Genomic DNA, 16,098 nt, shown 5'->3' with positions numbered 1-16,098 from the left:
CTCCGTGCCTGCGCCAGGAGGCGCGCATGAGCGCATTACGATATATAACAATTTGCAATTGCGATTAACGATAACAATCAACCACACACAAGCCTCGCACAGGTTTGCCGGCCTATGACCGCCTTGAACAGGGCGCGCAACGCTTGATGCGTTCAAAAAGCGCCCCCTGGCAGCGCATCGATGTGGGAGGCTTCGGATCATGTATTTCATCTGGAAAGACTCAATGACCATCGACAACGGCATTATCGATGATGATCACCGCCATCTCATCGAGATCATGGACGGGATCATGATTCTTGTGACCAGCAAGGCGCCGCAGGGCGCTGTGCTTGCCATGCTCAAGGCCCTGCTTGATTTCGGGGAGAAGCATTTTCAGCGCGAGGAGATGTTGCAGAAGGCCGCAGGCTTTCCGGAAAACGAAAGCCACCGGCGCATACACGATCAGCTTCTCAATGATTTGCGGGCCTATATCGCCGATCTTTCCAACGTAAGCTGCCAGGACCTCACACCGGAGCAGTGTCACAAGCGCATTCACGAGACCAAGCGCTTTCTCACCCGCTGGCTCATCGCCCATATCCTCGGTGAGGACACCAAGATGCGCCCCTATGTGGAACGCATGCAGCCTGTGGCCACCGCCATGCCGCTTCTGCGCGCCTCCTGACTAGCCTGAGCGGATACGCGCTTCAAAGGGCCGCACCATACGATACACGCACCGTCATACTGCAGATTGCCTCTGCTACCCCTGACATTTTTCATGTAGAGAGCACCGCTCTGCTTCTCTCTCCCTTGCAGGAGATAGGGCAGGAGATAAATTCCGGCTGATCTGCGGCATGACGGTGCGCCATCCGCGTCGGGTGAAATGACATGCCAAGGCGGGCGTGGGCCAATGCCCCTCGCCCGCGCATGCGTCAGCGAATTTCCCAGGTGAACGTCACCCGCACCGAAAGTTTCTTCTCCCCGCGAGCCACCGGCACCGCTGCGGAGCGAACCGCCCTAGACTTCATCATGGGCTGGAACATGCGCGGCTGCGGCACAATCCCGCCGTTTTCCCGCACATCGATCACCGGCCCCAGCTTGAAGCCTCCCTCTTCGGCAATCACCCGTGCCTTGGCCAGCACGTTGCGCACCGCCTGACGGCGCGCCTGCTGCTGCAGCTTCCAGGGATCGGAGAAATCGAAACGCACGCTCTCGATTCGGTTCACGCCCGCCGAGACCACGGAATCGAGCACACCGCCCAAGCTTTCCAGATTGCGCACGCGCACCTGCAGCATGTTGCGCACGCGATAGCCCTCCAGCACGGTATGGTAATTCCCCTGCTTGTCCTTGATATCCCTGTAGACGGGGCTGACCGAGAAGTTGCTGGTGATCATGTCCTTCTCGGCGATCCGCCACTTTTCCTTCAGGGTCACGAACACCTTGCGCATGCGGGCGGTATTGTCCGAAAGCGCCTGCCGCGCCGTTTTCGCCCGGGTTTCCACGCCGAAGGACACGATGGCCATGTCCGGCATCGCCGCCACTTCGCCAACCGCACTCAACACCAGCGTGCGCATCCGCTCCTTGGCCAGGGCCGCCTGTTCCGTTCCGAATGCAAGAAGTGATGCCACGCCCGCAACCAGCGCCAGCGCCTGCACCTTCGCAAAACCCGAAAAACGCCCAGACGTCATGATCGAAAACTCCTTTACCGACGGCCACACATTGCCGTGACCAAAACGTCCGCCCCCTGCTCGCGCGTTGCCCGAGTAAAAAAGGCCTGATATAGATGCCATCGATATTCGGGCCATTGTATGACCATGCACGCAAGGGGGTGATATACCCTATCGGCATTCAGGTCCGAGTTCTCTTCAGGGGTCCGTAGCTCAATTGGTTAGAGCTGTCGGCTCATAACCGACTGGTTGCAGGTTCGAGTCCTGCCGGACCCACCATGAACACCCCCTTCCCGCATCTGTTTCTCCCGCTCAAGGGGCTTTGTCCCTTCATACCCCATTGTCCGCCTATAATAGGCCATCAGGACATCTGCGCGATCAGTTGTGGCGCAGACGCCCGGACTGTTTCATGCACAGCAGCCATGCGGAAATTGCGAAAAGAAACGAATGCAAGCATTCACACGCCCTCGGCCATTTCCCGAGAAAACAACTAGGGAAATTTCTCTTACCACATTTGAAAGACCGAGCGCCTTGCTAGGAATTTTTACATGATCCCGGTCATGATTTTCACCCACTCTTTTGCCCCTTTTCTGATGTGCGACGGTTTGCCGTCATCCAATTCTTAACAAAAGTCAAGGATCGGACATCACGGATCGGTGAGGCTTCACGCGGCAAGGGAAGGGAGCGACTGCCAGGGATGCGCCCCCTTTCGGGTTTCAGGCACGGAGTGATCCGCATCCCACACGGGCCACGGGCCCGGGGATGAAAAAACGGCAGTCGTTGCAGAGCGTCCGGGGAGGCCCGGCATGAGCCGCAGACTCACACGCAGGGAGCTGTTCGCCAGCCTGACGGGTGATGCCATCCGCCGGCCGCCGGGTGCTGTCTGCGAGGCGGAATTTCTCGAACGCTGCGATGGTTGCGGGCGGTGCATTGAGGTCTGCGCTGCCGAAACCGGCGTTCTAAAGCCCGATCGCGCCGGCGCTCCGCTGCTCGACTTTGCACGGGGGCACTGCACCTTCTGCGCCCTGTGCGTGAAAAGCTGCCCCACCGGCGCGCTCAAAAATGCCGAGGCCGTGGAATGGCGCGAGTGGGCCTTTCCCTGGCACATGAGCATAGACGAGGCAGCGTGCCTGGAATTTACCGGCACCACCTGCCGCATGTGTGAATCCGCCTGTGAGGACGCGGCCATCCATTTCCGTCCCCTGCCGGGCTTTCGCACCCGTGCCTGGATTGAGGCTGCCGAGTGCACCGGCTGCGGCGAATGTCTCGCCCGGTGCCCGCAGCAGGCCATCAGGATCATCGAGCGCACAGCCGGCGAAGGCGGCATCGTCCCTGCGGGGGATCAGGAAAACCTGTCTGGAAATGGGGAGAGAGCGGCATGAGCATCTGTTCGCTGGTCGTGTTCACCAAGCCTGAGGCCACCGAGACGGTCAAGGCCGAGATTGAGAAGCGCGAGGGCTGTGAGGTCCCGGGCCATGAAGCGGGCAAGCTCGTGGTGCTGATGGATCACCCCAGCCGTGAGGTGATGAGCCAGACGATCATGGACATTCACAACATCACAGGCGTGATCAGCGTCTCGCTCGTCTACGAATATTTCGAGGATAACGGACAGGCCGATCGCGACACCGGCAAGAAGGATGCCGCAAAGGCCTCTTCCGCCGCGGCGGAACAGGCTGCGGGCACAGCCTGATTTCTCTTCAGGTCTGTCGGGATCGGCCGCATCAGAACGGGTTCACCAGGGACCATGAAAGAGGATCAGACGGAGTAAAGAGAGGGAAGAGAGGGAGAAGACGATCGGATCATCGAGTTTCTGAAAGCCGGATGGATCGTTTCGAGGGCGCAAGGAGGAAGACCATGCAAATGAATCGCCGAGATTTCATAAAGGCGCAGGCCGTCGCCGCCGCAGCAGCGACGGCGGGCATCTCCATCCCCGCCGCCGAGAAGGCCGCCGCCGCCGAGGATGCCGGCATCCGCTGGGACAAGGCGGCTTGCCGCTTCTGCGGCACGGGCTGCTCGGTGCTGGTGGGCGTGAAGGACGGCCGCGTCGTCGCCACCCAGGGCGACCCGGACGCCCCCGTGAACAAGGGGCTCAACTGCATCAAGGGCTATTTCCTCACCAAGATCATGTACGGCGCCGACCGCCTCACCAAGCCCTTGCTGCGCATGAAGAACGGCAAGTTCGACAAGAACGGCGAGTTCCAGGAGATTTCCTGGGATGAGGCCTTCAAGATCATGGCCGAGAAGTTCGTCGAGGCCCGGCGCAAGAAGGGCCCGAAGGGCATCGGCATGTTCGGTTCCGGCCAGTGGACGATCTGGGAGGGCTATGCCGCCCAGAAGCTGATGAAGGCCGGTTTCCGCTCCAACTCGCTGGAGCCCAACGCGCGGCACTGCATGGCCTCCGCCGTGGCGGCCTTCATCCGCGGTTTCGGCATCGACGAGCCGGCCGGCTGCTATGACGATATCGAAGCCACCGACACCTTCGTGGTGTGGGGCTCCAACATGGCGGAGATGCACCCCATCCTGTGGTCGCGCGTGACCAACAGGCGCTTAACCCACGACAAGTGCCAGGTGCACGTGCTCTCCACCTTCCGCAACCGCTGCTTCGACCTGGCGGACAACGGCATCATCTTCAAGCCGCAGACGGACCTGGCGATTCTCAACTTCATCGCCAACTACATCATCGAGAAGGGCACCTACAACAAGGCGTTCATCGAGAAGCACGTGAACTTCAACGTCACGCCCACCGACATCGGTTATGGCCTGCGCGCCAACGATCCGCGCGAGAAACGGGCCAAGAACCGCGGCAAGGGCAAACTCACGAAGATCAGCTTCGAGGAGTACAAGAAGCACGTCTCCAAGTACACGGTGGACTATGTCTCCGAGCTCTCCGGCGTGCCCAAGGAGCAGCTCATCAAGCTGGCCGAGGCCTATGCCGATCCGAACCGCAAGGTGGTCTCCTTCTGGACCATGGGCTTCAACCAGCACACGCGCGGCACGTGGGTGAACGGCCTCGTCTACAATGTGCACCTGCTGATGGGCAAGATCGCCGAGCCCGGCAACTCGCCCTTCTCGCTCACCGGTCAGCCCTCCGCCTGCGGCACCGCGCGCGAGGTGGGCACCTTCACCCATCGTCTGCCGGCGGATCTTGTCACCAAGAGCGACGCGCACTGCAAGTTCGCCGAGAAGATCTGGAAGTTGCCGCCCGGCACCATTCCGCGCGCCAACGGCAAGATGGACGGCAAGGATCAGCCGGACATCACCGGCAAGCCCATGGGCAAGACGCTCATTCACGCCGTGGCCATGCACCGCGCGCTGCATGATGGCGTGATGAACGTCTTCTGGGTGATGTGCAACAACAACCTGCAGGCGGCCGCGAACTTCAACAACGAGAGCTGGCCGGGCTGGCGCAATCCGGAGAACTTCATCATCGTCTCCGATCCCTATCCCACCGTCTCGGCCATGGGTGCGGACCTGGTGCTGCCCACCGCCATGTGGGCCGAGAAGGAGGGCGCCTACGGCAACTCCGAGCGGCGCACCCAGTTCTGGCGTCAGCAGGTGAAGGCTCCCGGCGAGGCGCGCTCCGACCTGTGGCAGATCGTCGAGTTCTCCAAGTACGTGAAGGTGGACGACGTCTGGCCGGCCGAGCTTCTGGATCAGAAGCCCGAGTACAAGGGCAAGACCCTCTTCGACATCCTGTTCAAGAACGGGCAGGTGGACAAGTTCCCCTATCCCGGCAAGATTGTCGATGATCGGGGCAACGAATACGCCAACGACGAATCCGAGTACTTCGGCTTCTATATCCAGAAAGGCCTCTTTGAGGAGTATCGCCGCTTCCAGTGGGAGGGCCCGAAGCGCGGCCACGAGATGGCGCCCTTCGACGAGTACCACAAGGTGCGCGGCATGCGCTGGCCGGTCATCGACGGCAAGGAGACGCTGTGGCGCTTCCGGGCCGGCTACGATCCCATCGTCCGCAAGTACAAGCCGGACGCCAAGGATGGCGAGGTCTACTTCTACGGCAAGCCGGACGGCAAGGCGAACATCATCTTCGCGCCCTACGAGCCGCCGGCGGAGCCGCCGGATGATGAATACGACCTCTGGCTGGCCACGGGCCGCGTGCTCGAGCACTGGCACTCCGGCTCCATGACCCGTCGCGTGCCCGAGCTCTTCCGCGCGATGCCCTACGCCAAGGTCTACATGAACAAGAAGGACGCCAGAAAGCGCAAGCTGCGCAATGGCTCCAAGGTGAAGGTCATCACCCGTCGCGGCGAGATTGTGGCGCGTGTGGAAACCCGCGGACGCAACCAGCCGCCGGAGGGCCTCATCTTCATCCCGTGGTTCGACGCCGGCCGTCTGGTGAACAAGCTGACGCTGGACCAGACCTGCCCGATCTCCAAGGAGACGGACTACAAGAAATGCGCCTGCAAGGTCGTGAAGGCCTGAGGGCGCAAGTCAGGGGGAGCTCTCCACTCCCTTTCGGCCGGGACACCTCCTTTCAGGGGCTGTCCCGGCCAGGAAGGGGGGAGAGCCCCGCAAAGGGGCGATGCGAACGCCCATGCCGCCGGAGCCTGCGGGCGGCGCAAAGCGAGCGGTCCATCGCCTCTTTGCCGGGCTTTCCCGTAAAAAGAATGACCCCGGTGGCATGAGCCGTCAGGAGCTGAAACCATGAGCAGGAAAATCAACAGGCGCCGTTTCCTGACAGACATGGCGCGCACTGCCTGCGGCGTTTCGCTGCTCACTCTCGGTGTCGGCATTCACGCCCGTCAGGCCAGCGCCCTGCCACCGGAATATATCCGCCCCCCGGGCGCTCTGGATGAGGAAGAGTTCCTTTCCGCCTGCATCCGCTGCGGCATCTGTGTGCGGGATTGCCCCTATGGCATTCTCAAGCTGGCCGAGCTCGGCTCGGACAATCCGGCCACCGGCACGCCCTATTTCATCGCCCGCACCGGGCCCTGCGAGATGTGCGAGGACATTCCCTGCATCCCCAACTGCCCCACCAACGCCCTGGATCATTCCCTCACCGACATCACCAAGGCGAAGATGGGGCTGGCGGTGCTCATCGATCAGGAAACCTGCATCGCCTTCCTCGGCCTGCGCTGCGAGGTCTGCTACAATGTCTGCCCCGTGCGCGGCAAGGCCATCACCCTGGAATTCCAGCCCAACAAGCGCTCCGGGCGCCATGCCCTGTTCATCCCGGTGGTGCACTCGGAATACTGCACCGGCTGCGGCCTGTGCGAGAAGGCCTGCATCCTGGAGCGCGAGGCCATCAAGGTCCTGCCCATCCGCCTCGCCAAGGGCGAATTGGGCCATCACTACCGCCTGGGCTGGAAGGAGAAGGCCAAGCGCGGCGGCTCGCTGGTCAATCCCGACAAGCCGCATGAGTTCAACCTGCCGGAAGGCGTGAGGTACGATTACGAGTCCGGCCGCGTCTACCGCGTGGACGAGGCGCCGGACAAGATCGGCAAGTCCACCCGCGGCGGCAAGGCCCTGCCTGGTGGCGCCGAAAAGCCGCCGGCGGAGCAGATGCCGGGTACCGCCAACCCCCTGGATGTTCTCAACCGCGGCCTGCAGGAAGCGAAGTGACGCAGGCAAACTGGATCGAGAGACGAAAACAATGGCCGTTACGCCGATCGAACAACTGGGCAAGGATGCGCTGCGCACCAAGGGCTGGTTCGGCGCCTACAAGTGGCTCATCCTGCGCCGCATCTCGCAGGCGGCCATCATCGGCCTGTTCATCGCCGGGCCGGTGGGCGGCATCTGGATCCTGAAGGGAAACCTCGCCGGCTCCTGGCTGTTTGAGACCGTACCCCTGGTTGAACCCTTCGTCTTCCTGCAGATGCTGGCGGCGGGCATGTTCGGCTTTCTCACCACCACCCTGATCGGCGTGGCCATCGTGGTTGCCTTTTATGCCCTCATTGGCGGGCGTGCCTATTGCGCCTGGGTGTGCCCGGTCAACGTGATCACCGATGCCGCCGCCTGGGTGCGCCGCAAGCTGGGGATTACGCAGTCGGCCAAGATCTCGCCGCATACGCGCTGGTGGATGCTCGGCGCCGCCCTGGTGCTGGCGGCCATAACCGGGCAGCTGGCCTATGAGCTGGTCAATCCCGTCTCCATCGTGCACCGCGGCCTCATTTTCGGCATGGGCGCCGCCACCTGGCTGGTCATTGCGGGCATCTTCCTGTTTGACGTTTTCATCGCCAAGCACGGCTGGTGCAGTCATGTCTGTCCCATGGGCGCCATGTATTCGCTGATCGGCGCGAAGGCAGCGGTGAAGGTTACCTCGCCAAACCGCGCCCAGTGTGACGACTGCATGGAATGCTTCGAGGTCTGCCCGGAGCCGAAGATTCTGCCGCCGGCGCTGAAGCAGGGCATGAAACAGGGCCTGCCGGCGATGGTCACCTCGCATTTGTGCACCCGCTGCGGGCGCTGCGTGGACATCTGCTCCAAGGACGTTTTCGCCTTTGCCTTCTTGACACCGGGCAAGGCGGCGCCGGCGGAATCGGGCAAGGGTTCTTCCATGGAGGAGGAAGAGGAAAGGGAACTGGAGAAGGCATCGTAATGGAGGGAATCATGAGGAAGATCATGATCGCAGGCACGGCGGCGGCCCTTGTTCTGAGCGGCAGCCTGCTGGCAATGGCCGAGGTCAAGTCCCTGCGCGGCGAGATCCCGCTGGATGCACCGTCAAAAGCGCCGGCGCGGGCGCGGGTGATGTCCAAGGAAGGCGGTTTTAGCCGTGCCTGGAAGACGCAGCCGCCGCTCATTCCGCACAAGATCGACAAGGAGCGCATCTCGCTTGATGAGAACTCCTGCCTGCGCTGCCATGCGCCTGACACCTACAAGGCAGAGAATGCGCCGATGATCTCCAAGACGCATTTCACCGATCCACAGCATCCCAGCGACAAGAACCTCATGCGTTCGCGCTGGTTCTGCTATCAGTGCCATGTGCCGCAGGTGGAGGCCAAGCCGCTGGTGGAGAACGTCTTCGGCAAGAAATGAGAGGCAGCATCCGCCCTCGGCAAGCGGGGGGCATGAAAGGTTGCGAGCAACTTGAACAGAAAGGGGAATGTTCATGAGCGAGGGAAGTGCTGGGAAGGGGATATGGAAAACGCTGTTCAGCGGCACCATGATCATCGGTGTCGTGATCGGCGTTATCCTGTGGGGCGGCTTCAACTGGGCATTGGAGCTGACCAATACGGAATCCTTCTGCATCTCCTGTCATGAGATGAAGGACAACGTGTACGAGGAGTACACGAATTCTCCGCATTACATGAACGCTTCCGGCGTACGCGCCACGTGTCCGGACTGTCACGTGCCGCGTCCGTGGATCCACAAGGTCATCCGCAAGATCAAGGCCTCCAACGAGCTCTTCCATCACTTCATGGGAACGATCGACACGCGCGAGAAGTTCCTGAAGCACAGGGGCGAGCTGGCGGTGAGCGTGTGGAAGACCATGAAGGCCACCAACTCGCGCGAATGCCGCAACTGCCACGGTGAGACCTACATGGACTTCGACAAGCAGGATCCGCGCGCGGCGGAGCGCCACGAGGAGGCCTTTGACGCGGGCATGACCTGCATCGACTGCCACAAGGGCATCGCGCACCAGCTGCCCAAGGGCTGGAAGGAGCTGGCGAAGAAGCACGGCCTCATGCCCAAGGACGTGGAACAAGACTGACCTTGCTCATGCACCTTGCCCCATCAACGCACGCCAACGGCCGGGAGTTTTACCAAGGCTCCCGGCCTTTTTCGCATCCTTTGTCGGAAGAAGGAAAACACAGCCGTATTGAAAACGGTCCCCGCCGGGCTAGGGCGTGGACTTAATTCAAAGACGGCGATGCCAGCGGCATTTTCTTGAAAATCGCTGATCTTTTCGCCCGCAGGAAATAGCCAAAGCTATTTTCAAGGGCGAAAAGTCAGCGAGATGCAGCGAAAATGGCGACCTTCAGGGGCTGGCGCGTCGGATTTTATGAGGACACGCCCTGATCAGGTCTCCGCCTTTTCCCGGTCCTTTTCGTCCTTGCCGCCGTCGCCGTAGACCTTCTGCGCCAGGGCGGCCTCGATGAAGGCGTCAAGATCGCCATCCAGCACTGCCTGCGGATTGGTGTTTTCCACTCCCGTGCGCAGATCCTTCACCAGCTGATAGGGCTGCAGCACATAGGAGCGGATCTGATGGCCCCAGCCGATGTCGGTCTTGGCGGCCTGATCCTTCATCGCCTCCTCTTCGCGCTTGCGCAGCTCGTATTCATAAAGCCGCGCCCGCAGCATCTTCCAGGCCTGCGCCCGGTTCTGATGCTGGCTGCGCTCGTTCTGGCAGGTCACGACGATGCCGGTGGGAATGTGCGTGATCCGCACCGCGGAATCGGTGGTGTTCACATGCTGCCCGCCGGCGCCGGACGCGCGGAAGGTATCAATGCGCACATCCGAATCCGCAATCTCGATCTCGATGGTGTCATCGATCTCCGGATAGACCCAGACGGAGGCAAAGGACGTATGCCGCCGTGCTGAGGCATCAAACGGCGAGATGCGCACAAGGCGGTGCACGCCCGATTCCGTCTTCAGCCAGCCATAGGCGTTATGTCCCTTGATATGCAGGGTGGCGGACTTGATGCCGGCTTCCTCGCCCTTCTGCTCCTCAACAATGTCCACCTTGTAGCCATGCTGCTCCGCCCAGCGGATATACATCCGCTCCAGCATCGCCGCCCAGTCCTGGCTCTCGGTGCCGCCGGCGCCGGCATGGATTTCCAGATAGGCGTTGTTGGCATCCGCCTCGCCGGAAAGCAGGCTCTCCAGCTCCAGCCGCTGCGCCTCCTCATGCAGGCGGCGAATGGCCTCCTCGGCCTCCGCGACGATCTCCTCATCGCCTTCCGCCTCGCCCAGCTCGATCAGCTCCACATTCTCATCGAGCTGTTCCTCCAGCCGGCGGATGCGATTGATGCGCTCTTCCAGCGTCTGCCGCTCGCGCATGAGCGCCTGTGCCTTCTGGGGATCGTCCCAGAGGTCGGGCCTTTCCGCTTCGGCGTTGAGCTCCTCAAGACGTTTCAGCGCGGCATCCCAGTCAAAGATGCCTCCTCAGCAGTCCAATGGACCGCTTGAGTTCATCAACGAGATTCGCAATCTCCGTGCGCATCGTCCGTTCCATCCAATGCTTAAGAAAGCCGGGCTGCAGGAATGCCCGCAATGGGTTTCCGCATCAGTCCGCAGCCCCGGCCCGTGATGATCCGTCATTTCCGGTCGCGGTTTAATAAAGACCGCCGGTGCCCGTCGTCAAGCCGCCATCGCCGCCATCCCCCGCGGCATCATCGCCTCCGCCGACGGCACCGGCGCCAGCACCATATCCATAGCTGCCGGTTCCTGCGCCCGTGCCGGTGTCATCTTCCAGCGTGCCGCCGGCCACCGCCGGTTCACCGCCGAGAACCGCCGCCCCGCCGCCGATGACCGGTCCGCCTTCCTCAGGCGGCTCCTCGCCCGGCTTGAAGGCCTCGAGAATGACGTTGGGATCGCCATAGATGGCACGTTTGCCGGTCTTGGCATCTATGGGAATCAGCTGAATTCCCGGCGGCGTGCGGAACGGCACCGCCGGCTTGCCTTTCAGCGCCATGCGCAGAAAATCCGCCACCACCGGCGCGGCCAGATGACCGCCCGTGGCATCCCGCCCCATGGGCTGCGGCGTGTCATAGCCAATATAGACGCCCACCACGAGATCGGGCGTATAGCCGATGAACCAGGCGTCGCGCTCGTTGTTGGTGGTCCCGGTCTTGCCTGCCACCGGCCAGGGAAAGTCCTTGAAAGCGCTCTTGGCGGTGCCGCGCTGCACAACGCCTTCCAGCATCGAAGTGATCTGATAGGCCGTATAGGGATTGATCACCTCCTCGCGGTTTTCGATGATCTCCGGCTCCGGCTGATTGTCCCAGCGCTCCGCCTTGCATTTGGGACACTCGCGCTTGTCGTGGCGATAGACCGTGCGTCCGTAACGGTCCTGAATGCGGTCGATGACGGCAGCTTCGATGCGTTTGCCGCCGTTGGCCAGCATGGCATAGGCCGTGGTCAGGCGCAAAAGCGTGGTCTCGCCTGCGCCAAGGGACATGGACAGAACCGGCGGCAGACGGTCATAAATGCCCATCCGTTCCGCCAGCTTCGTGAATTTCTCAATGCCCATGTCATTGGCCAAGCGCACCGTCATCACGTTGCGCGACTGCTCAATCCCGCGCCGCAACGTGGAAGGCCCGTAGAACTTGTTGGAATAGTTCTTCGGCTTCCACACCGTGCCGTCTCGCATGCGAAACTCGATGGGCGCATCCAGAACGACGGAAGCCGGTGTATAGCCATTGTCCAGCGCCGCGGCATAGACGAAGGGCTTGATCGCCGATCCCGGCTGACGCTTGGCCTGGGTGGCGCGGTTGAACTGCGATAGCCCGTAGGAAAAACCGCCCACCAACGCCTTCACCCGGCCCGTATGCGGATCCATCACCACCATCGCGCCCTGCACCTTGGGCACCTGCATCAGCGCAAACAGGCCGGGCTTTTCCATCGGCGCCACCCACACGATATCCCCGGGCGCCAGAACATCCGAAACCGCCTTCACCTTCGGCCCGAGCCTGATATAGCCCTTCTTGCTCAGGCCCTTCGCCTCGCGCGCCCAAGCGACCGCCGAAAGCGGAATGCGCCCCGTCTTTTTCTCAGCCGCCGCCTTACCCTTGCCCTTTTTCGCGCTCTTTTTCGGGCGCAGGCCGATAAGCGCCTCATCCTTTGTGACATCAAGAACAATGGCCAGCGTCCAGGGGGCGATATCGCGCGGCACCTTCATCTTGGCAAGCAGCGCGCCCCAGTCAGACACCGTGGCCAGATCCACATGCTTCACCGGCCCGCGCCAGCCATGCGCCCGGTCGAAACGGATGAGCGCACGCGCCAGCGCATGCCGCGCCATGATCTGCAGCTTGGGATCCAGCGTGGTGCGCACCGAAAGCCCGCCCCCCATCAGCACGTCACGGCCATAAAGCCGGCGCACCTGCCGCCGCACTTCGTCGGTGAAGTAATCGGCCGCGAACATCTGCCCGCCAAAGGGCCGGATATGCGCCTCAAGCGGCGTTTTCACCGCCTCCTCGTATTCGGCCCGGGTAATGTAGCCATTCTCGAACATCCGCCACAGCACCCAGTTGCGCCGCTTCACCGCCGCCTCATGGTCGCGGATGGGATCAAGCCGGCCCGGCTTCTTGGGCAGGGCGGCGAGATAGGCCATCTCCGGCAGCGTCAGTTCATCCAGCGACTTGCCGAAATAGGTCAGTGCCGCCGCCGCCACGCCATAGGCGCCGCGGCCCAGATAGATCTTGTTGAGATAGAGCTCGAGGATCTGATCCTTGGTAAAGGTGCTCTCGATGCGAAAGGCGATCAGCGCCTCGCGGATCTTGCGCTGGATGGTTCGCTCGTTGCCGACGAGAAAGTTTTTGGCCACCTGCTGGGTGATGGTGGATGCACCAATGAAGCGCCGCTTGCTGCCGGTGAGATAGAAATAGGCGTTTTGCACCACCGCGCGGGCAAGAGCCGCAGGATCCACGCCAGGATGTTTGTAGAAATTCTTGTCTTCCGCCGAGATGAAGGCATGAATCAGCCGCTTGGGCATCACCGAAACCGGCACGAACAGGCGGCGTTCCTCCGCATATTCGGCCAGGAGAGAACCATCGGCGGCGTGCACCCGCGTGATCACCTTGGGCCGGAAGTTCTTCAGCGCATCGGTGCTTGGCAGGGTCTTGGACGTTTCCCAGATGATATAGCCCGCGGCAATGGCCACGCCGATGAAAAGCACAAAAAGGCCCGAAAACAGGTATCCCAGAAAACGCAGCATCTGTCAGTTTCCGAACGGTGCGTTCCTTGAAACGTGCATCACGGTCTCCCTGCCTGGCGTCGATGATGCATCCTTTCCTCCTCACGCACGGCACCGCAGGCGACCATCACGTGCAAATCGATCAGCCAATCACGTACCGGTATGACCGATTCGCATGTGACAAACCAGTCTTTCCTGAAATCACCGGCTCCGCCACCGGCCAGAAAAGAGATATGCCGCACACCTTGACCACAATTCGGCAGCCTGCCCTTTCCTTTCAAGAGCAAGTGCCAGCCGCATGGAATACACACCGCCTCACCAGGTCACACCGTCCTTCAAGAAAAAACGGTCACCCCGCGCCGAACCCTTTCACGCACAAACGCCCTCTGTACGGATCATGCATAGAATGAGGCACCAAAACGCTCGGCGCCCAGCATCCGGATTAAGAACCCGGGCAGGCACACGCGCCTGCCCGGTATTCCCTCAGTCACCCAGGAAGCTGCGCAGTTTGCGCGAACGGCTCGGGTGCTTCAGCTTGCGCAGGGCCTTGGCCTCGATCTGGCGGATACGTTCGCGCGTGACGTTGAACTGCTTGCCCACCTCCTCAAGCGTGTGATCGGTGTTCATGCCGATACCGAAGCGCATGCGCAGAACGCGCTCTTCACGCGGGGTGAGTGTTGCCAGCACCCGTGTCGTCGTCTCGCGCAGGTTGGCCTGAATCGCCGCATCAATGGGCAGCACCGCATTCTTGTCCTCGATGAAGTCGCCAAGGTGGCTGTCCTCCTCATCGCCCACCGGCGTCTCCAGCGAGATCGGCTCCTTGGCGATCTTCATCACCTTCCGCACCTTGTCCAGCGGCATGGACAGACGCTCGGCAATCTCTTCCGGCGTCGGCTCGCGGCCGATTTCGTGCATCATCTGCCGCTGGGTGCGCACGATCTTGTTGATGGTCTCGATCATGTGCACCGGAATACGGATGGTGCGCGCCTGATCGGCGATGGAACGGGTAATCGCCTGACGGATCCACCACGTGGCATAGGTGGAGAACTTGTAGCCGCGCCGGTATTCGAACTTGTCCACCGCCTTCATCAGGCCGATGTTGCCTTCCTGGATGAGGTCCAGGAACTGCAAGCCGCGGTTGGTGTATTTCTTGGCGATGGAGATCACCAGCCGCAGGTTGGCCTCCACCATCTCCTTCTTGGCCTGGGCGGCCTCGCGCTCACCTTTCTGCACCCGCCGCACGATACGCCGGAACTCGCCGATCGGCAGGCCGACCAGCGTGGCGATCTCGTGAATCTCGTCACGGATGCGCTTGATCTCGTCCTTCTCCTTGGCGACGAAATCCTTCCAGCCATAGCGGCTCAGCCGTCCCACGCGCGAGGTCCACATGGGATCGAGCTCATAGCCCTGATATTCCTTGAGGAAATCCTCGCGCGGCACGCCATGCGCCTCCGCCAGTCGCATCAGCCGCCCCTCAAGGGCGTTGAGGCGCTTGTTGATGTCATAGAGCTGCTCCACCAGCGCCTCGATGCGCGCATTATTGAGATGCAGCGATTTCACATCCTGCACGATCTCATTGCGCAGCTTCTTGTAACGCCGCTGCTGCGCCGGCGAGAGCCGCTTCTTGTCGACGATCTCGATGTCCTGCAGCCGCCGCAGCGCCTTGTAGTTCTTGGCAATGCGGTCGAAGGTTTCCAGAACCTTGGGCTTCAGCTCCGCCTCCATGGCGGCCATGGAGAGGTTGCCCTCGTCGAAATCGTCCTCGTCCTCATCGTCGAGGTCCACCTCGACCCCTTCCGCCTCGGCCTTCTGTTCCGCCTCTTCCAGCTTCTTGGCGTCCGGGCCGGCGTAGGTGGCCTCAAGATCGATGACCTCGCGCAACAGCGCCTTGCCCTCCTTGAGCTCATCGCGCCAGACGATGATCGCCTGGAAGGTCAGCGGGCTTTCACACAGGGCGGAAATCATCGCCTCGCGTCCGGCCTCGATGCGCTTGGCAATGGCAATCTCGCCCTCGCGCGAAAGCAGCTCCACCGAGCCCATCTCGCGCAGATACATGCGCACGGGATCATCGGTGCGCTCCACCGGCGAGGACTTCTTCTGCACCTTCGCCGGCACGGAGCTGGTGGCCTGGGCAACGGCGTCCTCCGTTTCCTCCTCGCTCTCCACCACGGTGATGCCCATGTCCGCGAGCATCGCCAGGGTGTCCTCGATCTGCTCAGAGGTGAACTCCTCGGAGGGCAGAACCTCGTTCAGCTCGTCATAGGTCACATAGCCGCGCTTCTTCGCCGCGCGGATCATCTTTTTCACCGCCGCGTCGTTCATGTCGAGAATCGGGCGGTCCACGTCCTGGGCCTCCTTCTCCGGGGCCTCGTTCGTCTCCTCGGGGGTCTCGGTCTCGTGCCTGGTCACGTCCATGTCCATGCCTCGCAGAAGTTCCGCCGGCTACTGGCTGTTCTCATCCCTGTCCTGCCAAATCGCCGCGACATGCTTCACACGTTCTCTGCGGAAGCGGTCGTCTAAAGTGTCACGGCCTGCGCTCTCCCTTTGCTTCCTTTTATGCGCAGGGCCTTAATCGGCGATTAACCATGGCCCGCATTCCGCAATCGCGCGCGGAATGACGAAAAGCCCCGCCGATGGGCTCCT

General features: G+C 61.7%; 12 protein-coding genes and 1 tRNA gene. 9 read left to right on the top strand and 4 right to left on the bottom strand.

Annotated elements, in window-relative coordinates; translation table 11 throughout:
• Positions 1-223 precede the first annotated feature (223 nt).
• On the top strand, positions 224-661 hold the full coding sequence (locus tag EK16_RS01800) for a bacteriohemerythrin (RefSeq protein WP_038033988.1): 438 nt from the start codon (positions 224-226) through the stop codon (positions 659-661).
• A 247-nt stretch (positions 662-908) separates the two neighbouring features.
• Here EK16_RS01800 and EK16_RS01795 read toward each other — a convergent pair whose 3' ends face one another.
• On the bottom strand, positions 909-1,664 hold the full coding sequence (locus tag EK16_RS01795) for an SIMPL domain-containing protein (RefSeq protein ID WP_197059574.1): 756 nt from the start codon (positions 1,662-1,664) through the stop codon (positions 909-911).
• A gap of 181 nt (positions 1,665-1,845) precedes the next feature.
• On the opposite strand from EK16_RS01795, the gene EK16_RS01790 reads away from it, so the two are divergent.
• From EK16_RS01790 to EK16_RS01755, 8 genes are all read left to right on the top strand, one after another.
• Positions 1,846-1,922: transfer RNA gene (locus EK16_RS01790), tRNA-Ile, on the top strand.
• Between the two features lie 527 nt (positions 1,923-2,449).
• On the top strand, positions 2,450-3,025 hold the full coding sequence (locus tag EK16_RS01785; protein ID WP_051928770.1) for a ferredoxin-type protein NapF: 576 nt from the start codon (positions 2,450-2,452) through the stop codon (positions 3,023-3,025).
• Positions 3,022-3,333: a chaperone NapD gene (locus EK16_RS01780; protein ID WP_051928769.1), complete on the top strand. Its 312-nt coding sequence runs from the start codon at positions 3,022-3,024 to the stop codon at positions 3,331-3,333. The genes EK16_RS01785 and EK16_RS01780 overlap by 4 nt, the downstream gene beginning before the upstream one ends.
• Positions 3,334-3,497: 164 nt before the next feature.
• The gene (gene napA, locus EK16_RS01775) at positions 3,498-6,083 is read left to right on the top strand and encodes a nitrate reductase catalytic subunit NapA (RefSeq protein WP_038034264.1); all 2,586 of its coding nucleotides are present in this window, start codon (positions 3,498-3,500) and stop codon (positions 6,081-6,083) included.
• A 222-nt stretch (positions 6,084-6,305) separates the two neighbouring features.
• Positions 6,306-7,223: a ferredoxin-type protein NapG gene (napG, locus tag EK16_RS01770; protein ID WP_038033982.1), complete on the top strand. Its 918-nt coding sequence runs from the start codon at positions 6,306-6,308 to the stop codon at positions 7,221-7,223.
• 31 nt (positions 7,224-7,254) lie between these two features.
• A complete protein-coding gene (napH, locus tag EK16_RS01765) occupies positions 7,255-8,199 on the top strand; it encodes a quinol dehydrogenase ferredoxin subunit NapH (RefSeq protein WP_081910148.1) in 945 nt (314 codons plus the stop codon).
• Positions 8,200-8,210: 11 nt separating this feature from the next.
• On the top strand, positions 8,211-8,636 hold the full coding sequence (locus EK16_RS01760) for a nitrate reductase cytochrome c-type subunit (RefSeq protein WP_038034262.1): 426 nt from the start codon (positions 8,211-8,213) through the stop codon (positions 8,634-8,636).
• A gap of 73 nt (positions 8,637-8,709) precedes the next feature.
• Complete coding sequence (locus EK16_RS01755) at positions 8,710-9,312, top strand: NapC/NirT family cytochrome c (RefSeq protein ID WP_051928800.1); 603 nt, start codon at positions 8,710-8,712, stop codon at positions 9,310-9,312.
• Between the two features lie 308 nt (positions 9,313-9,620).
• Here EK16_RS01755 and prfB read toward each other — a convergent pair.
• The 3 genes from prfB to rpoD all read right to left on the bottom strand — a co-directional run bounded on the left by prfB (position 9,621) and on the right by rpoD (position 15,870).
• Positions 9,621-10,764 (bottom strand): peptide chain release factor 2 gene (prfB, locus tag EK16_RS01750; RefSeq protein WP_369793066.1). Its coding sequence is split into 2 segments (ribosomal slippage): positions 9,621-10,697 and positions 10,699-10,764, totalling 1,143 coding nucleotides; the frame shifts between segments, so codons are not numbered across the junction.
• 111 nt (positions 10,765-10,875) lie between these two features.
• Positions 10,876-13,476: a penicillin-binding protein 1A gene (locus EK16_RS01745; protein WP_081910145.1), complete on the bottom strand. Its 2,601-nt coding sequence runs from the start codon at positions 13,474-13,476 to the stop codon at positions 10,876-10,878.
• Between the two features lie 462 nt (positions 13,477-13,938).
• Positions 13,939-15,870, bottom strand: a complete 1,932-nt coding sequence (gene rpoD / locus EK16_RS01740; RefSeq protein WP_051928799.1) for an RNA polymerase sigma factor RpoD — start codon at positions 15,868-15,870, stop codon at positions 13,939-13,941.
• Between the last annotated feature and the right edge of the window lie 228 nt (positions 15,871-16,098).

Source organism: Thermopetrobacter sp. TC1 (assembly GCF_000746275.1).
GTDB lineage: Bacteria > Pseudomonadota > Alphaproteobacteria > Rhizobiales > Aestuariivirgaceae > Thermopetrobacter.
This window is presented reverse-complemented; position numbering and strand designations above follow the sequence as displayed.

What these genes read in the sequence shown, in the direction of transcription:
- napA (WP_038034264.1), top strand. Translation starts at nt 3,498, where the DNA reads ATGCAAATGAATCGCCGAGATTTCATAAAGGCGCAGGCCGTCGCCGCC.
- EK16_RS01795 (WP_197059574.1), bottom strand. Translation starts at nt 1,664, where the DNA reads ATGACGTCTGGGCGTTTTTCGGGTTTTGCGAAGGTGCAGGCGCTGGCG.
- EK16_RS01800 (WP_038033988.1), top strand. Translation starts at nt 224, where the DNA reads ATGACCATCGACAACGGCATTATCGATGATGATCACCGCCATCTCATC.
- EK16_RS01780 (WP_051928769.1), top strand. Translation starts at nt 3,022, where the DNA reads ATGAGCATCTGTTCGCTGGTCGTGTTCACCAAGCCTGAGGCCACCGAG.
- EK16_RS01745 (WP_081910145.1), bottom strand. Translation starts at nt 13,476, where the DNA reads ATGCTGCGTTTTCTGGGATACCTGTTTTCGGGCCTTTTTGTGCTTTTC.
- EK16_RS01785 (WP_051928770.1), top strand. Translation starts at nt 2,450, where the DNA reads ATGAGCCGCAGACTCACACGCAGGGAGCTGTTCGCCAGCCTGACGGGT.
- rpoD (WP_051928799.1), bottom strand. Translation starts at nt 15,870, where the DNA reads ATGGACGTGACCAGGCACGAGACCGAGACCCCCGAGGAGACGAACGAG.
- napG (WP_038033982.1), top strand. Translation starts at nt 6,306, where the DNA reads ATGAGCAGGAAAATCAACAGGCGCCGTTTCCTGACAGACATGGCGCGC.
- EK16_RS01760 (WP_038034262.1), top strand. Translation starts at nt 8,211, where the DNA reads ATGAGGAAGATCATGATCGCAGGCACGGCGGCGGCCCTTGTTCTGAGC.
- napH (WP_081910148.1), top strand. Translation starts at nt 7,255, where the DNA reads ATGGCCGTTACGCCGATCGAACAACTGGGCAAGGATGCGCTGCGCACC.
- EK16_RS01755 (WP_051928800.1), top strand. Translation starts at nt 8,710, where the DNA reads ATGAGCGAGGGAAGTGCTGGGAAGGGGATATGGAAAACGCTGTTCAGC.